The following is a 15,022-nucleotide window of genomic DNA, read 5'->3' as shown; positions in this document are numbered from 1 at the left end:
CACATGACTGACACGCTGATCAAGGTCGACCTGACCAAGTCGCCCGTCGAGAACGAGAACATCCACAACCGCTGGCATCCGGACATTCCGATGGCCTGCTGGGTCAACCCGGGCGACGACTTCATCCTCGAGACTTTCGACTGGACCGGCGGCTTCATCAAGAACAACGACAGCGCCGACGATGTGCGCGACATCGACCTGAGCACCGTGCACTACCTCTCGGGCCCCGTGGGCGTGAAGGGCGCGGAGCCCGGCGACCTGCTGGTGGTCGATCTGCTCGACATCGGCGCCAAGCAGGACAGCCTCTGGGGCTTCAACGGTTTCTTCTCGAAGAAGAACGGCGGCGGTTTCCTGACCGACCACTTTCCCGAAGCGCAGAAATCGATCTGGGACTTCAAGGGCATGTTCACCAGTTCGCGCCACGTTCCGGGCGTGAACTTCGCGGGGCTGATCCACCCCGGCCTGATCGGCTGCCTGCCCGACAAGCCCATGCTCGACATGTGGAACGAGCGCGAGAAGGCCCTCATCGCCACCGATCCGGAGCGCGTGCCCGGCCTCGCGAACCCGCCGTTTGCAGGCACTGCCCACATGGGCAAGATGACCGGTGAAGCCCGCGCCAAGGCCGCCGCCGAAGGCGCGCGCACCGTGCCGCCACGCGAGCACGGCGGCAACTGCGACATCAAGGATTTGTCGCGCGGTTCGAAGGTGTTCTTCCCCGTGTACGTCGACGGCGCGGGCCTGAGCGTGGGCGACCTGCACTTCAGCCAGGGCGACGGCGAGATCACCTTCTGCGGTGCCATCGAGATGGCCGGCTGGGTGCACATGAAGGTCACGCTCATCAAGGGCGGCATGGCCAAGTACGGGATCAAGAACCCGATCTTCAAGCCCAGCCCAATCACGCCGCAGTACAACGACTACCTGATCTTCGAAGGCATCTCCGTCGACGAGAGCGGCAAGCAGCACTACCTCGACGTGAACGTGGCCTACCGCCAGGCCTGCCTGAACGCCATCGAGTACCTGAAGAAGTTCGGCTACTCGGCTGCGCAGGCCTATTCGATCCTGGGCACGGCGCCGGTACAGGGCCACATCAGCGGGGTGGTCGACGTGCCCAACTCGTGCGCCACGCTGTGGCTGCCCACGGGCATCTTCGACTTCGACATCAACCCGAACGCATCGGGCCCGGTAAAGTTCATCGACGGCAGCATCGACATGCCGCTGTCGCACGACCTGCGCTGAAGCCAGCCATGCCGACCTACGACTATGCCTGCGGGCAGTGCGGCGGCTTCGAGGCGTTGCGGCCCTCAGGCCTGCGCGACGAGCCGGCTGCGTGCCCCGATTGCAGATGCGCTTCGCCGCGCGTGCTGTCGGCCGCGCCGCGGCTCGCGCTGATGGCCTCGGGCACGCGCCGCGCCATGGAAACCAACGAGCGCGCGCGGCACGAGCCGGGCAGCTCGCGCGACTATGCGCGCTTCAAGCATCCGGCGGGGTGCGGCTGCTGCGGCTCGGGCAAACGAGGCGCGACGGTGACGGCGCCGAGCGGGGCCAAGTCCGCGCCGTCACGGCGACCGTGGATGATCAGCCACTGAAGACCGGCTGTTTTTCAAGGGCTCGATTGTTTCAATCCCGTGAACGCCGTGGTTCCTTTTGCCGGCGTTTTCCGAGGCTTTTCAGGATCAAACTTCTCCTCACCAACCAACCACCTGAAGGAGATTGAAATGAATGCCTCGAAGATCCTCGCTGCTGCTGCTCTCTCGCTCCTGGCCGCTGCCGGAGCCCATGCAGAAACCTACGACGGCGTGCACGTCGTGAACTCTTCTGTCAGCCGCGCCGAAGTCGCACCGCAAGCCGCTGCCGCCGCACGCGCTGGCAACGAGTACGCCGATGCCTCTAGCGCTGGCGCACAGACCTTCACGTCGACCGCCAACCGCGCGACCGTGCAAGCCGAAGCCGTTGCCAAGGCTCACGACCCGCTGGCCAGCCTCGATCGCCGCGCGTTCTACCGCGACGAAGTGCCGCAAGCCTACAAGAAGCCCAGCGTGTCGTTCACGCGCCAGGCCGGCCTGTAAGCCAAAGCCGCGACACCTGCGGGTGTGCGCAAGACAAAAACGGGCCTCGGGCCCGTTTTTTTCGCCTGTGCTTTTCAAGTATACGCATTGAGTATATATTTGCGGTCCATGAACATGCCGCAACAGGTGCTCCTCCGCGACGCGATGCGTCAACTCAACATGACGCGCGACGCTTTCGCCGAGCGCATCGGCAGCCGAAGAAGAGCGCTCGACGCCTGGCTGCTTCCCGATGAATCCAACGAATTCAGGGCCATGCCCGAGGTCGCTCGCCGCTTCGTGAGCGAAATCCTGGCTTCGGACGGTCGACGCAGTGAATATACGCAAAGCGCATATGAAGGCGCCTTTCGCAAGTCGATGGCGGTCGAGGGCGCGCACCACCTGCTCTCGGTCAGCCAGTTCAATCGCGACGCCATCGACGAGCTGTTCCAGCTGGCCGATGTCATGCAGCCCATCGCGCGGCGGCGCAAGGTCAGCCGCGTGCTCGAAGGCGCCGTACTCGCCAACCTTTTCTTCGAGGCCAGCACGCGCACGCGTGTGAGCTTCGGTGCGGCGTTCTGCCGGCTGGGCGGCTCGGTGTGCGACACCACCGGCTTCACCTTCTCGTCGATGGCCAAGGGCGAATCGATCTATGACACCAGCCGCGTGATCAGCGGCTATGTCGACGCCATCGTGGTGCGGCATCCGGAGCAGGGCTCGGTGGCGGAGTTCGCACGCGCCACCAACGTGCCGGTCATCAACGGCGGCGACGGACCCGGCGAGCATCCGAGCCAGGCGCTGCTAGACCTGTACACCATTCAGCGCGAGTTCTCGCGCCTGGGCAAGCTGGTGGACGGTGCGCACATCGCCATGGTCGGCGACCTGAAATACGGGCGAACCGTGCACTCGCTCATCAAGCTGCTCGCTCTGTACAAGGGGCTGAAGTTCACGCTCATCTCGCCGCCCTCGCTCGCGATGCCGGCGGAAATCGTGGACGCCGTGAGCCGCAACGGCCACGTGGTCGAGACCGCCGCCACGCCCGCGCAGGCGCTGGCCGTCGCCGACATCATCTACGCCACGCGCATCCAGAAGGAACGCTTCGCGCACGACGAAGTGCTGGAAGGCTTCGACAACGCCTTCGAGATCAACCGCGCGCTCGTCGAGTCGGCCTGCAAGCCCGATGTGGTGGTGATGCACCCGCTGCCGCGCGACAGCCGCCCCGGCTCGCACGACCTCAGCGTCGACCTGAACAACGACCCGCGCCTAGCCATCTTCCGCCAGACCGACAACGGCATCCCGGTGCGCATGGCGATCTTCGCCACGCTGCTGGGCGTGGAAAAGCTCGTGAGCCGCTCGATGCGCGACGCCGCCTGGACGCCGCCCTCGCACATCGGGCCGGACGACAGCGTGTTCCACGGGCTTGACTGAAACTGCCGCACGACGCACTGCCCCTGACGGGCGTCGACAGCTTCACTCCCGCGTGAGAGCGAACTGCTTGCGAATGCCGCCCGCGGCCGAAGGCCCCACCCAGAGATCGAAATCGCCGGGTTCCACGGCCGGCTTCATGTCGCGGCCGACGAATGCCAGGTCGTCGGCCGTGAGTGCGAACTCGACGACCGTCGATGCGCCGGGCGCAATGTCGACCTTGCGGAATTCCTTGAGCTCGCGCACGGGCCGGGTCACGCTGGCGGCGCGCTGGGCGATGTAGAGCTGCACCACTTCCTCGGCCTCGCGCTGGCCGGTGTTGCTGACGGTGGCGCGCACGCGCAGCGTGCCCGACAGCGGCAGGCGCTCCGAACTCAGCTCCACGCCGTCGTAGTGCACCGGTGCATAGCCGATGCCGAAGCCGAAGGGGTAGAGCGCTTCGTTGGTCGCGTCCAGGTAGCGGGTCCTGAAGGCCGTGCCCGGTGCGTTCTCGGGCGAGGGGCGGCCGGTGCGCTTGTGGCCGTAGTAGTAGGGCACCTGTCCCGCCGTCTGCGGAAAGCTCACGGGCAGGCGGCCCGAGGGATTGAAGTCGCCGAACACCACGTCGGCGATCGCGTTGCCGGTCTGCACGCCCAGGAACCACGTGACGAGGATGGCGCGCGCATCGCGCACCGCACCCTTGAGCGCCATCGCGCGGCCGTTGCTCAGCAGCACGACCACCGGCTTGCCGGTGGCGGCCACGGCTTCGGCCAGGTCCTGCTGCGCCTGCGGCAAGCCGATGTCGGTGCGCGAGCGCGCCTCGCCCGACATCTTCTGGCTCTCGCCGATGGCCAGCAGCACCACGTCGGCATCGCGCGCGGCGGCCACCGCGGCGTCGATGCCGCCGGGCAGCGCCGACTCGATGCCCGAGCCGCGCACGACGTTCACCGACGAATCGGCCCCCAGTGCCGCGCGCAGGCCCTGGTCGACGCCCACCGGCGCCGACTGGCCCGGGGACAGGCTCCAGGCGCCCATCAGATCGACAGTGCCCTCGGCGAAGGGGCCGATCAGCGCGATCTTCGTGCCGGCCTTGGACAGCGGCAGCAGCGCGCGCTCGTTCTTCAGCATCACGATGGAGCGGCGCGCGCTCTCCCGGGCCAGCGCGATGAATTCGGGGTTCTCGGTGCGTTGCGCGGCAGGTGGGCCGTCGAGGCCGCGCATGGGGTCGTCGAACAGGCCGAGCCTCTGCTTCACGCGCAGCACGCGGCGCACCGCGTCGTCGAGCCGTGCCATCGGCACTTCGCCCGAAGCCACCAGCTCGGGCAGGTAGCGCGCGTACAGGCCGCTCTGCATGCTCACGTCGGTGCCGGCCATGAAGGCCTGTCTGGCCGCTTCGCGCGGGTTGGCGGCGTAGCCGTGCTCCACCAGTTCCTCGTCGGCCGTGTAGTCGGACACCACGAAGCCCTTGAACTTCCATTCGTCGCGCAGCACGCCCGTGAGCAGCGCGGGGTTGGCGGTGGAGGGCACGCCGCCGATCTCGTTGAAGGCGCTCATGATCGACAGCGCGCCCGCGTCCAATGCCGCGCGGAAGGGCGGCAGGTACACCTCGCGCAGCGTGCGCTCGGAGATGTCGCTCACGCTGTAGTCGAGTCCGCCCTCGGCCGCGCCGTAGGCCGCGAAGTGCTTGGGCGTGGCCAGCATGGCGTCGGGCCGCGAGAGGTCGGGGCCCTGGAAGCCGCGCACGCGCGCGGCGGCGAACTGCCTGGAGAGATACGCGTCTTCGCCCGCGCCTTCGAGGCCGCGGCCCCAGCGCGCGTCGCGCGCGACATCGACCATCGGCGCGAAAGTCCAGCGGAAGCCGTCAGCCGTGGCTTCGACCGCCGCGGCGCGCGCGGTGCGCTCGGCGAGCGCGGGCTCCCAGCTCGACGCCTCGGCCAGCGGCATCGGGAACATGGTGCGAAAGCCGTGGATCACGTCGGCGCCGAAGATCAGCGGAATGCCCAGGCGCGACTCGCTTACCGCCATCTGCTGCAGCCGCCGCTTGCTCTCGAGGCCAGCGTTGTTGAACAGGCCGGTGAGGCGGCCGGCGCGCACGTCGGCGGTTTCCTGCTGCGCATTGCGCGAGCCGGCCTGCGGGTTGTTGGGGGTGTCGATGTCAGCCGGGCCGTACAGGCTCAGCTGGCCGGCCTTCTCCTGCACCGTCATGCGGGCGATGAGGGACTCGATGCGGGCCTCGGCGGCGTCGGGCGAGCGGGAGGGTTGAAGGTCCTTGGGAGCGGCCGCCGCGGTGGCGGGGGGAAGCAGGGCGGGGAGGGAGAGTGCGGAAAGGAGGAGGACGAGGGCGGGAACCGCAGCTTTTCGAACGTGCATGGCCCTCTATTCTGCAGACAACGCACGCCGGCCCCGGCCAGCGGGTTTCCGCCCTGGCCGTAGGGGCTTGTCCGAGCCGGCCCGCTTACTCGGCGGTGGCGCCGGCTTCCTTCGCCACTTTGACCCACTTGGTCGTCTCGGTGCCGATGAAGTTGGCCAGTTCCGTAGGCTTCATGTTGCCGGCCGTTACACCCTGTTCCTCGAAACGTTTGATCACATCGGGCTGTTGCAGCGCGCGGGCGAGTTCGGTGTTCAGGCGCTGCACGATCTCGGGCGGCGTGCCGTGCGGCGCCATGAGCGCGAACCACGTCGTCATGTCGTAGCCCTTGAGGCCGGCCTCGTCGAGCGTGGGCACGCCGGGGTAGGCGGGCGCGCGCGTCTTCGTTGTCACGGCCAGCGCATGCACCTTGCCGGCGCGGATATGCGGCGAAGCCGAGGGGCTGGTCTCGATGGCCATCTGGATCTGGCCGCCCATCAGATCGGCCATCATCGGCGCGCCGCCCTTGTAGGGCACGTGCACGATGTCGGTCTTCGTCATCGAGCGGAACAGTTCGCCCGAGATGTGCTCGGTGCTGCCGTTGCCGGCCGAGCCGAAGTTGACCTTGCCGGGGTTGGCCTTGATGTACGCGACGAGTTCGGCCACCGTCCTGGCGGGCACCTTCTCGTTGACGATCAGCACGTTGGGCGTGGACGCTGCGAGCGCGACGGGATCGAAGTCGCGCTGGAAGTCATAGGCGAGCTTCTTGTAGAGGCCCGGCGCGATCGCGTGTGCAATGGTGGCGAGGAACAGCGTGTAGCCATCGGCCGGCGCCTTCGACGCGATGGTCGCGCCCACGGTGCCGCCCGCGCCGCCGCGGTTGTCGACGATCACCGGCTGCTTGAGCGATTCGGAGAGCTTCTGGCCGATGGTGCGCGCGACGATGTCGGTGGTACCCCCGGCCACGAAGGGAACGACGAGCGTGATGGGTTTCGTCGGCCAGTCGGCGGCGGATGCCGCGCCGCTGGCGAGCATCAACGCGGCGATGGTGGTGCGAAGGAAGGTGCGTCGGTTCATGGTCGTGAGGTCTCGGTGTTGTTGTGAAATGGCAGGAGTCGGGTCGGTCAGTCCGCGCCCAGCCGCAGCCGGCTCGGCAGGCGCTTCTCGATGGCGAACTTCAGCAGCGCCGCGCAGCGGAAGATGCCGTGCGCGAACTTGCCGTAGGGCAGTGTGAGAAAGAGCGCCATCACCACGCCCAGGTGCACCGCGAGCAGCAGCGCCATGAAGCGGGTGTCGCGCCAGGCCAGCAATGCCAGGCCGGTGAGGCTCGTGAGCAGCAGCAGCGCGATGAAGCCGCGGTCCATCGGCCGCTGCGCCGCGTCGCCGTGCGCGGCGTGGCGACGCAGGTTCAGCCACAGCAGGCCGACGGGGCCGATCGCGAGGCCAACGCCGCCCGCGGTGCCCAGCAGCACCGGCAGGCTCGTGAGCGCGTAGGGCGCGTGCAGGTCGAACAGGTAGTGATAGAGCGTCGCCACGCAGGTCGAGGCGAAGCACAGCATGAAGCCGTAGAAGGTGAAGTGATGGAAGCGCCGGCGCCAGAGGGTGAAGCGGTCGTCGTCGTTGTTGCAGCCCTCGCCGTGGCCGCCGCCCAGGTACTTCAGGCGCAGCGCGTCGTGCGCGGCCTCGGCGCCGGCCGCGCGGCGCACGCCCGGCAGGTCGGGGGCATTGCCCGGATCGTTCGCGGGCGACACCTCGCGCCAGAAGCGGCGCGTGCCCATAGCCAGCGCGCACATCACGAAGAGGAACACCGCGCCGAACACCAAGGCGAGGAAGTTGTGCGGAAAGATCGCGTAGAAGTTGCCCGCAAGCGGGTCGTGCAGCAGCGAGCCCGACATCGCCACGGCCAGCACGAGGAACAGCGCCAGCCCGCCCGCCAGTGCGAGCGCGACGGTGAGCCCGGCCTTCTTGTAGAGAGCGCCCATCACGGGCGGCCAGGCGTAGTCGTGGTAGGTCTGCAGTCGCACCTGCGCCATCGCCTGCGGCACGTTCACCGCGAACTCGTGCGGCGGCGCGTACTGGCAGGCATGCAGGCACGAACCGCAGTTGTGGCAGAGGTTCGCGAGGTAGTGTGTGTCGGCCTTGCCGAACTCGAGTCGACGCGTCATCGCGGGGAACACGGCGCAGAAGCCTTCGCAGTAGCGGCAGGCGTTGCAGATCTGCAGGATGCGCGCGACCTCGCCTTCGGACGCGGTCAGCGGCAGGGCGGGCTGGATCGGGATCACGCGCGACGCGGGGCTGCCGCCGATGCCGTCGGCATCGGCACGGGCGCGTGCAACAAGGTCAGTGAGCTGCTGCAAGGGCGGCCTCCGGGGATTGCGTTGAAATGTTCTTTGCAGCGTTCGCCGCCTGCGTGCCGGCGATGCGCCCGAAGGCCGTGCCGATGCTCATGCCGACGCCGGCCGTGTAGCCCTTGCCCAGCACGTTGCCGGCCATCATTTCGCCGGCCACGAAGAGGTTGGGGCTCGGCCGGCCGCCGAAGCGCACGGCGGCGGTCTCGTCCACCTTCAGGCCGAGATACGTGAAGGTGATGCCGGGGCGCACGGGATAGGCGTAGAAGGGCGCGGTGTCGATCGGCCGCGCCCAGTGCGTCTTGGCGGGTGCGAGGCCTTCGGTGTGGCAGTCGTCCAGCGCGGTGTGGTCGAAGCGGCCGACGCGGCAGGCGGCGTTGTAGTCCTGCACGGTGCGAACGAAGGCGGCTTCGTCCAGGCCGAGCTTCTGCGCGAGTTCGCCGAGCGAGTTCGCCTGTGTGCCGCTGAACACCGGCGGCATGAAGCGGCCCACCGCCTGTTGGTCGATGACGGACCAAGCGATCTGCCCCGGCTGCTGCGCCACGAGCCGGCCCCAGATTGCATAGCGCTTGGGCCAGAAGTCTTCGCCTTCGTCGTAGAAGCGTTGTGCGTCGCGGTTGACCACCACGCCGAGCGACACGCAATCGATGCGCGTGCAGATGCCGCCGTCGTACAGCGGCGCGCGCGCGTCGATGGCCACCATGTGGCCCTGTGATGGATCGCCGATGCTGTCGGCGCCCGCATCGATCATGTGCTTGAGCAGCACGCCCTGGTTGAAGCGCGTGCCGCGGATCAGGAAGTTGTCGGCCGGCCATTCGCCGCGCTCGTTTCGGCCCCACGCTTCGCGCAGCCATTCGCGGTTCGACTCGAAACCGCCCGAGGCCAGCACGCAGCTCTTCGCCGCGATCCGCTCGCCGGCTTCGGTGCGCACGGCGACGAAGCGGTCACCGTCGAGTTCGACCGACGCTACGGGCGTGTCGTAGCGGATCTGCACGCCCAGCCTTTCGGCGCTGCGGTAGTAGGCGTTGACGAGCGCCTTGCCGCCGCCCATGAAGAAGGCATTGGTGCGCGCCACGTGCAGCGCGCCCGACAGCGGCGGCTGGAAATGCACGCCGTGGCTGCGCATCCAGTCGCGGCAGTTCGACGAGGCGCGGATCACCAGCCGCGCCAGGTGCTCGTCGGTGAGGCCGCCGGTCACCTTCAGCAGGTCTTGCCAATACTCCTCTTCAGGGTAGGCATCGACCAGCACATCCTGCGGCGCGTCGTGCATGCAGCGCAGGTTGCGGGTGTGCTGCGAATTGCCGCCGCGCCATTCTTTGGGCGAAGCCTCCAGCAGCAGCACCGAAGCGCCGGCCTCGCGCGCCATCAGCGCGGCGCACAGCGCGGCATTGCCGCCACCGACAACCAGTACGTCTATCACTCGTGGGTCTCCTTGGAATGCAGGAGACTTTAGGGAGCGTAGCCTTCACGCGAAAGGCCGAAAGAAGCAACAGGTGTTCAGTGATCGAGAAGACTTGCGCCGGCCCAACGGCCTTCGCGCACCAGCGTGCGCGCGGTCTCGGCCACCACCACGCGCGCGGCCAGCGCGGCGGGCGAGAGTTCATCGTCTGACAGGCTCACGAGCAGGTTGCGCCGGCCCACGTGCGCATCGGAAATCTGCGTGAGCACGAGATCGTCGCGGTCGTGCCGCGCCGTGGCGGCGCCGGGCTGGATGGTGGCGCCGTGGCCGGCGCGCACAGCGTCCATCAGCAGCGCGAGGCCGTCGACCTCCGCCACGATGCGCGGCGCCACGCGCGCCCGCGCAAAGGCGGCCATCAGCGTGGCGCGCAGGCCGTGGCTGCCGCTGGGCAGGATCAGCGGCACCTCGGCCAGCTGCGACAGTCGCACCTTCGCACCGGTGGGGCGCGGTGACAGCGTGGGCGAGGCGATCACGAAGAGCTTTTCGGCCAGCAGCGGCGCTACGCTCCAGCGCCGCGGCGTGTCGGTCTGGAACAGCACGGCCAGGTCGAGCTGGCGCGCGTGCAGCATCGTCGTGAGGTGGCCCGACAGCGCCTCGACCATGTGCAGGCGCACCTCCGGATAACGCGCCTGCATGGCCTGCATCAGCGGCACGCCCAGCACGGTGGCGGTGGTGGGCGCCAGGCCCACGCTCACATGGCCCGACAGGCGCGCCTGCTGGGCGGCGCGCACGGCGTCGTCGGCGTGGCGCAACGTGAGCTGCGCCTGGTGCAGGAAGGCCAGGCCCGCGTCGGTGGGCATGACGCCGGTCGAATGGCGGCGCAGCAGCCGCGTCGAGAGTTCACTTTCGAGCCGGCTGATCTGCTGGCTCAGAGCCGACGTGACCACGCCCAGCTCGACCGCCGCGCGGCCCATGCTGCGCAGCTCGCAGACCTTGACGAAGTAGCGCAGTTGCCGGAGTTCCATCGCCCGATCATCGCGCAGGCGCCGTCGGCCGCGAAAACAGCGGGCGACGCGCGTCTTATTGTTTGTAGCTGTCGTCGATGCGGTCGAGCTTGCGGATCAGCGAAGGCCAGACGAACTGGCCGCCCATGCCGCCGGTCTGCACCTTCATTGCCTGGCCCACGCCCTCGACGATCTTGGGGTTCACCTGCGTGAGTTCGGTGCCGCCGGACTGCGCCGCGATCTGGATCTGGCAAGTGTTCTCGAAGGTGTACATCGAGAGGAAGGCGTCGGCGATGGTCTTGCCGCAGGTCAGCAGGCCATGGTTGCGCAGCATGAGGAAGTTGGCGCTCCCCATGTCGGCCTGCAGGCGCGGCTTCTCGTCGTCGCGGAAGGCCACGCCTTCGTAGTCGTGGTAGGCCAGCGAGGCCAGCACGAAGGTCGACTGCTGGCTGATGGGCAGCACGCCGTTTTTCTGCGCACTCACGGCAATGCCGGCCTTGGTGTGGGTGTGCAGCACGCACTGGATGTCTTCGCGCGCGGCATGCACGGCGCTGTGGATCACGAAGCCGGCCGGGTTCACGGGGTAGGGTGAGTCGATGATCTTGTTGCACTGCTGGTCGACCTTCACCAGGCTCGACGCGGTGATCTCGTCGAACATCAGGCCGTAGGGGTTGATCAGGAAGTGGTGCTCCGGACCGGGGATGCGTGCGCTGATGTGCGTGAACACCAGGTCGCTCCAGCCGTACAGCGCCACGAGGCGGTAGCAGGCGGCGAGGTCGACGCGCAACTGCCATTCCTCGGCGGAGACGAGTTTCTGGATTTCGGGTTGGGTGGCGGCGTTCATGGTGTGGTGTCCTTTGGAGGTTGTGGAATTCGGCATCAGGCCGCAGCCGGCTCTTGCAAGGCCGCCTTGTAGATGCTTTGCTTCGGCTGCGCCATCAGACGGCGCAGCATGGGCTCGAATTCGCCGATCGGCAGGGTCTCGGCCTTGGGGTCGAAAGCGGGGTTGTCGTAGAGCGCGCAGAACTCGGCCGTGCGCTCGTAGTGCGGATGGTCCTTGAAGCTGTCGCGCATGTCGCGGTCCAGCCCGATGTGATGGAAGAAGTAGTGGCCCTGGAAGATGCCGTGGTGCTGCACCATCCAGTGGTTGGCTTCGCTCACGAAGGGCTTGAGGATGGCGGCGGCGATGTCGGGGTGGTTGAAGCTGCCGAGCGTGTCGCCGATGTCGTGCAGCAGCGCGCACACCACGTACTCCTCGTCGCGGCCATCGCGCAGTGCGCGGGTGGCGGTCTGCCGCGAATGGGTGTAGCGGTCGACCGGAAAGCCGCCGTAGTCGCCTTCGAGGATCTGCAGGTGCTTGATCACGCGTGCGGGCAGGCCGCCCGCGAACTGCATGAACTCGCCGCCGATCAGCTGCCAGTCTTCGCGCGTGCTTTCCTGCATGCTCCTGAAACTTGCGCGTGCGTTGCTCATCGTGAGGTCTCCGTTCTTGTGGGTGCCGGTCACTGTATGCCTGCGCTTGACCTGGAACTGTCAAGAATTTGACAATGCAGGGTTCTGGTAAACCCCCGCCCGCATGGCCACTTCGTCCAAACCCCGCCTCTCTGCCGCGCATCGCGGCGCCCTCGAGGGCAATCCATGGTTCACCAGCATTCCGCGCCCGCAACGGGAGGCGCTGCTCGGCGCGGCCGAGCTCATCCATGCACGGCGCGGCGCGATGGTGTTTCGCCAGGGCGATCCCATTCACGCGGCCGGCGGCGGCTTCTATGGGCTGGTGGCGGGCACCATCAAGATCTCGTCCCTGCGGCAGGACGGGCGCGAGGCCATCCTCGCGGTGCTGGAGCCCGGCAACTGGTTCGGCGAGATCACGCTGATCGACGGCTCGCCGCGCACGCACGACGCCACCGCGCTGGAGGCGCTCGACCTGCTCGCGGTGCCGCCCGCGGCCTTCGTGCAGCTGATGCGAGACGTGGTCTTCTCCAACGCCATCGCCGCGATGCTGGCGGCGCGCGTGCGCATGCTCTACGGCCTGACGGAAGACGCCATGCTGCGCAGCCTGCGCGCCCGCGTGGCGCACCGGCTGCTGGTGCTGGCGCGCGGCGATGCCACGCAATCGGTGCACCTGCGGCACCAACTGCAGCTGCCTCAGGAGGCGCTTGCCATGATGCTGGGCGTGACGCGGCAGACGCTGTCGAAGGAGCTCAATGCGCTGGCAGGCGAGGGCGTCGTCGCACTGGGCTACGGGCGCATCGAGCTGCGGTCGATCGATGCGCTGCAGGCGCTGGTGAGCACGGGTTGAGCCCGTGCGCCGGCGTCAGCGCAATACGCGGCCGTCGGCGGAGATGCTGATGAGGTCGATGCTGCGCACGTTGTCGCGCAGGCCCGGGCGCAGGTTGATGCGGAAGCCGCCCACGTCGTAGTCGGTCATGCCGGACATCACGCGCAGCAGGCTCGCCGTGTTGAAGCCGCGGCCCGCGCGGCGCACGGCCTCGCCGGCCGCCTTGGCCGCGATGAAGCCTTCGAGGCCTTCGTACGACGCGGTCTGGTCGGAGTTGTCGACGGCCGCAAGGTATTCCTTGACGATCGGAATGGCCGATGGCCGCGGCGAGGGCACCACCTGGGAGATCACGATGCCCCCGATGTCCTTGCCGAGCGTGGCGTAGAGCGGGTCGATGCCGACGATGGAGAAGGCCATGAAGTTGCCCGCATAGCCGCTCTTGCGCAGCTTGCGGATGGCGTTGGCCGTGGTGCCCGAGAGCGACACCAGAACGATGGCCTGGGGCGACTGCTGCTGCACCGTCTTCAAGGCTGCGTCGAGCTTGTCGCCGGTCGGCGGCACCAGTGCCGTCGCCACCAGCGGCGTCAGCTTGAGTTCGCTGATGGCCTGCTCGACGGCCGCGAGGCCGGCGCGGCCCATCGCGTCGTCGTCGCCCACCAGCGCCACGCGGGTCTGCCCCACGGTGGCGCACTGCTTCACTATCTTGAGGGCCTCGTCGATCATGCCGGGCCGCACGTGGAACACGTTGGGATGGTCGACGCCGCGCAGCGTGTCGGAGGCCGCGAAGGGCGCGAACAGCAGGCTGCCCTGCTGCGTCGCAACGTTGGCGCCGGCCTCGCTGCTGGCCGTGCCGACGAAGCCGAAGAGCATGTCGGCCTTGTGGGTGGTGAGCAGGGTGCGCGCGTTGGCGGCCGCGCGGGCCGCGTCGTAGCCATCGTCGAGCTGCAGCAGTTTCAGCTGCAGGCCATTGGCGGCGTTGCGTTCGTTGAACTGGCTCACCGCGAGGCGGCTGCCGGCAGCGAAGGCGGTGCCGATCTCGTAGGCACTGCCCGTGAGCGGCACCGATTGCCCGAGCAGCACGACATGCGGTGCGCCAGCCGCCGCGCGCGCGGACTGCGCCATGACGGGGCGGGCAATGCCGATGCCACTGCCCAGCAGCACTGCGCCCCATGCCTTGCCCAACCACTTTCTGCGTGATCCGTTCATTGGACACCTTCTTTCACATTAGTAAAAAAGTGTAGCAATTTCGGGGCCAAGGGGGAAGGCGGGTTAGCTCGGCCTCCCTCGTCGCAGGGGCCGGCTCAGGACAGCTGCTGGATGCGGATCAGGCTGCCTGCAGGATCGCGTACGGCGCAGTCGCGAACGCCGTACGGCTGGTCGGTCGGCTCCTGGACGATCTCGGTGTCGCTGGCCTGCAGCCGTGCGAAGGTGCCCTCGAGATCGGGGGTGGCCAGCAGGATGGCGGCGTAGGTGCCCTTGGCCATCATCTCGGCGATGGTGCGGCGCTCGTCGTCGGTGATGCCGGGGTAGGCGGCCGGCGGCGCCAGCACGATGGACGTGCCGGGCTGGCCGGCGGGGCCGACCGTGATCCAGCGCATGCCGCCGTATCCGACGTCGTTGCGGACCTCGAAGCCGAGGAGGTCGCGGTAGAAGGCCAGGGAGGCCTCGGGGTCGTTGTGGGGAAGAAAACTCGCGTGAATGGTGATGTTCATGGTGCTCGGTTCGGTCCAGGTGTTGTCAGGCCGGTCAGTCTAGATTCGGACCGCCGAGCGGCGCTTCTCGATTCCTGATCGGTCTGGTCACCTGTTTCGCCACGCACGCCGGCATTTCCGCGGCCGCATGCGCGGCCTGCCGCCGGTAGGTGCTGGGCGGCACGCCGACCAGTTCGGCGAAGCGCGTGCTGAAGGTGCCCAGCGACGAGCAGCCGACCTCGAAGCAGACCTCGGTGACGCTGAGGTCGCCGCGCCGCAGCAGCGCCATCGCGCGTTCGATGCGCCGGGTCATCAGATAGGAATAGGGCGACTCGCCGTAGGCGAGCCGGAACTGGCGGCTGAGGTGCCCGGCCGACATGTGCACGCCGTAGGCGAGCGCCTCGACGTCCAGCGGCTGTGCGTATTCCCGGTCGATGCGGTCGCGAACGCGGCGCAGCCGTGCGAGGTCGCGCAGATGCTGCGCTGCTTCGGGTTTGCTGGTCATCCGC

General features: G+C 68.0%; 15 protein-coding genes. 5 read left to right on the top strand and 10 right to left on the bottom strand.

Annotated features, from left to right (window positions below):
- Positions 1-3 precede the first annotated feature (3 nt).
- From fmdA to ACEOAB_RS16485, 4 genes are all read left to right on the top strand, one after another.
- The gene (gene fmdA, locus ACEOAB_RS16500; protein ID WP_413751326.1) at positions 4-1,236 is read left to right on the top strand and encodes a formamidase; all 1,233 of its coding nucleotides are present in this window, start codon (positions 4-6) and stop codon (positions 1,234-1,236) included.
- An 8-nt stretch (positions 1,237-1,244) separates the two neighbouring features.
- The gene (locus ACEOAB_RS16495; protein ID WP_056592171.1) at positions 1,245-1,586 is read left to right on the top strand and encodes a zinc ribbon domain-containing protein; all 342 of its coding nucleotides are present in this window, start codon (positions 1,245-1,247) and stop codon (positions 1,584-1,586) included.
- Positions 1,587-1,715: 129 nt separating this feature from the next.
- Complete coding sequence (locus ACEOAB_RS16490) at positions 1,716-2,066, top strand: hypothetical protein (RefSeq protein WP_056592174.1); 351 nt, start codon at positions 1,716-1,718, stop codon at positions 2,064-2,066.
- Positions 2,067-2,174: 108 nt separating this feature from the next.
- A complete protein-coding gene (locus tag ACEOAB_RS16485) occupies positions 2,175-3,470 on the top strand; it encodes an aspartate carbamoyltransferase (RefSeq protein ID WP_413751223.1) in 1,296 nt (431 codons plus the stop codon).
- Positions 3,471-3,512: 42 nt separating this feature from the next.
- Here the strand turns inward: ACEOAB_RS16485 and ACEOAB_RS16480 are convergent, their stop codons facing one another.
- The 7 genes from ACEOAB_RS16480 to ACEOAB_RS16450 form a co-directional block, all read right to left on the bottom strand.
- The gene (locus ACEOAB_RS16480) at positions 3,513-5,816 is read right to left on the bottom strand and encodes a glycoside hydrolase family 3 N-terminal domain-containing protein (RefSeq protein ID WP_056592188.1); all 2,304 of its coding nucleotides are present in this window, start codon (positions 5,814-5,816) and stop codon (positions 3,513-3,515) included.
- An 85-nt stretch (positions 5,817-5,901) separates the two neighbouring features.
- Positions 5,902-6,870 carry a Bug family tripartite tricarboxylate transporter substrate binding protein gene (locus tag ACEOAB_RS16475; RefSeq protein WP_413751055.1) on the bottom strand — a complete coding sequence of 323 codons (969 nt, stop codon included), beginning with the start codon at positions 6,868-6,870 and terminating at the stop codon, positions 5,902-5,904.
- Between the two features lie 47 nt (positions 6,871-6,917).
- A complete protein-coding gene (gene tcuB, locus ACEOAB_RS16470; protein ID WP_495652971.1) occupies positions 6,918-8,150 on the bottom strand; it encodes a tricarballylate utilization 4Fe-4S protein TcuB in 1,233 nt (410 codons plus the stop codon).
- Positions 8,134-9,561 carry an FAD-dependent tricarballylate dehydrogenase TcuA gene (gene tcuA, locus ACEOAB_RS16465; protein WP_413751053.1) on the bottom strand — a complete coding sequence of 476 codons (1,428 nt, stop codon included), beginning with the start codon at positions 9,559-9,561 and terminating at the stop codon, positions 8,134-8,136. Before tcuA ends, tcuB begins: the two co-directional genes overlap by 17 nt.
- Positions 9,562-9,638: 77 nt before the next feature.
- Entirely contained in the window at positions 9,639-10,565 is a 927-nt protein-coding gene (locus ACEOAB_RS16460) for a LysR family transcriptional regulator (RefSeq protein ID WP_007834918.1), read from the bottom strand.
- A 55-nt stretch (positions 10,566-10,620) separates the two neighbouring features.
- A complete protein-coding gene (locus ACEOAB_RS16455; RefSeq protein ID WP_413750454.1) occupies positions 10,621-11,388 on the bottom strand; it encodes a class II aldolase/adducin family protein in 768 nt (255 codons plus the stop codon).
- A gap of 35 nt (positions 11,389-11,423) precedes the next feature.
- On the bottom strand, positions 11,424-12,017 hold the full coding sequence (locus ACEOAB_RS16450; RefSeq protein ID WP_413750453.1) for an HD domain-containing protein: 594 nt from the start codon (positions 12,015-12,017) through the stop codon (positions 11,424-11,426).
- 103 nt (positions 12,018-12,120) lie between these two features.
- Between ACEOAB_RS16450 and ACEOAB_RS16445 the strand changes: the two genes are divergently transcribed.
- The gene (locus ACEOAB_RS16445) at positions 12,121-12,843 is read left to right on the top strand and encodes a Crp/Fnr family transcriptional regulator (protein ID WP_413750452.1); all 723 of its coding nucleotides are present in this window, start codon (positions 12,121-12,123) and stop codon (positions 12,841-12,843) included.
- A 15-nt stretch (positions 12,844-12,858) separates the two neighbouring features.
- On the opposite strand, the gene ACEOAB_RS16440 is transcribed toward ACEOAB_RS16445, so the two are convergent.
- The 3 genes from ACEOAB_RS16440 to ACEOAB_RS16430 form a co-directional block, all read right to left on the bottom strand.
- Entirely contained in the window at positions 12,859-14,028 is a 1,170-nt protein-coding gene (locus ACEOAB_RS16440; RefSeq protein ID WP_056592207.1) for an ABC transporter substrate-binding protein, read from the bottom strand.
- Positions 14,029-14,123: 95 nt separating this feature from the next.
- Positions 14,124-14,534 carry a VOC family protein gene (locus ACEOAB_RS16435; RefSeq protein ID WP_007834908.1) on the bottom strand — a complete coding sequence of 137 codons (411 nt, stop codon included), beginning with the start codon at positions 14,532-14,534 and terminating at the stop codon, positions 14,124-14,126.
- Positions 14,535-14,568: 34 nt separating this feature from the next.
- On the bottom strand, positions 14,569-15,018 hold the full coding sequence (locus tag ACEOAB_RS16430; RefSeq protein ID WP_056592209.1) for a helix-turn-helix transcriptional regulator: 450 nt from the start codon (positions 15,016-15,018) through the stop codon (positions 14,569-14,571).
- Between the last annotated feature and the right edge of the window lie 4 nt (positions 15,019-15,022).

This window comes from Variovorax sp. Varisp53, from assembly GCF_059491555.1.
This window is presented reverse-complemented; position numbering and strand designations above follow the sequence as displayed.